Genomic DNA, 1,371 nt, shown 5'->3' with positions numbered 1-1,371 from the left:
ATTTGCTCTGGCTGGTAATCATCCCAGCCCATATCGAGCGCATGGCCGCTCTTGATAACGAATCTCACAGCGTGGTTGGCGGGCACGATGCCCTTGTTCTGCTTCTTCCACTTGGTGAAGTTGCAGCGGCCAATGCCAATAGCCTCACTGGCCTTAGAGGCATTGCCGAAAAACTTTTCGACATCTTCAATGCGCATAGATTGGTCCTCATGGTTAGGTCTTTACACACTCATTTTGTTGCCAAAAGGAAATTAAAGTCAATATGGATGGTGACCCTTTGACAATCATCACCGCGTTAGACTTGGTGCATGAAAGCAACGTTGGTGAAGTAATGAAGAATTTTGCTGAACGCCTTGAGGCTCGGATGAAGGAGATGGGGGTTACCCCTGCCGATCTCAGCAGAAAGAGTGGGGTGAGCAAGGCGGTTATCAGTCGCATGCTGAATGAACCAGGGAGAGAGATCAGGGCCAGCAGCCTGATGTCTATTGGTAAAGCACTTCGGATAGACCCGGTGTGGTTGTTCTTGGGCCGCTCGGCAGACAGCTTGATCAGCGACATTGAATCTGGCCCTGGCCTTGTGCCGGTCTGGACTATGGCTGACTTGCAAAAAGACCATATAAGCGATGCTTGGCCGCACGCCAAGAAAGAAAAGACACTGGCTACAGAGCGTGATGGCCACATCTTTGCTCTTGAGGCTGACGACGATCAACTGAAAGAGTCTGGCATCATCAACGGCGTCCTCTGCCTTGTCGATCTGGGAGATACAACCCCAGACCACGGCGACATCATGCTGGTGAAGATACTCTCCAGCGAACAATTCCGCCTGCTTCGAGCCATCAAGGGTCTAGACTGCTGGAGGTATGGCGTTGACGACCCCCGAGTCGGAAGCCTGACAGCCAAAGAGTTGGTGACGCTCGGCAAGGTCGTAGAAGTCCGCAGATAACCTCAAACATCTCCATCTAAAACAAGCCCGCCTCGAGCGGGTTTTTTGTTGCCTAAAAAAAATTTCAGTTTCTTTTTGGCGCCACCATTGACACAAAGTTGTCTTTTGGCAACAATGAATCTGTTCCGTATTGGCAACCACTTGATGGATGCGATTACGGGAAGCAACCAAGACCGATACAGCAAGGGGCTGCGTGGAAGACGGTCAATTGTGGTGAAGGACTTGGGTAATGCCACACGAACGGTGAGAGCCCGGGTCGGCGACGTAACCGGCACCTCCGAAGCTGGCGGAGTAGAAAACCAGCAAAGAATTCTGTACCACCCAGCAATCAGGACCAGCCCCTAACCAGGGCAGAAGTGAAAAAGGCGCCTGACCAGCGCGTAAGAACGACATAGCCCGCTCGAGGCGGGCTTTGAAGGACCAGGGTA

2 protein-coding genes are annotated in these 1,371 nt (G+C 52.2%); one reads left to right on the top strand and one right to left on the bottom strand.

Features of this window, described 5'->3' with window-relative positions; all coding sequences use genetic code 11:
- A partial coding sequence (locus ACE1BR_RS23270) for a hypothetical protein (RefSeq protein WP_374874459.1) occupies positions 1-197 on the bottom strand: 197 nt, incomplete at its 3' end.
- 80 nt (positions 198-277) lie between these two features.
- Between ACE1BR_RS23270 and ACE1BR_RS23265 the strand changes: the two genes are divergently transcribed.
- Positions 278-943, top strand: coding sequence for a helix-turn-helix domain-containing protein (locus ACE1BR_RS23265; RefSeq protein WP_374873051.1), 666 nt, complete (start codon positions 278-280; stop codon positions 941-943).
- Positions 944-1,371 lie beyond the last annotated feature (428 nt).

Origin of the sequence: Aeromonas sp. MdU4, assembly GCF_041929505.1 — a bacterium.
Classification (GTDB): domain Bacteria; phylum Pseudomonadota; class Gammaproteobacteria; order Enterobacterales; family Aeromonadaceae; genus Aeromonas.
The sequence above is the reverse complement of the archived record's forward strand: the minus strand, read 5'-3'. Positions and strand labels throughout refer to the sequence as shown.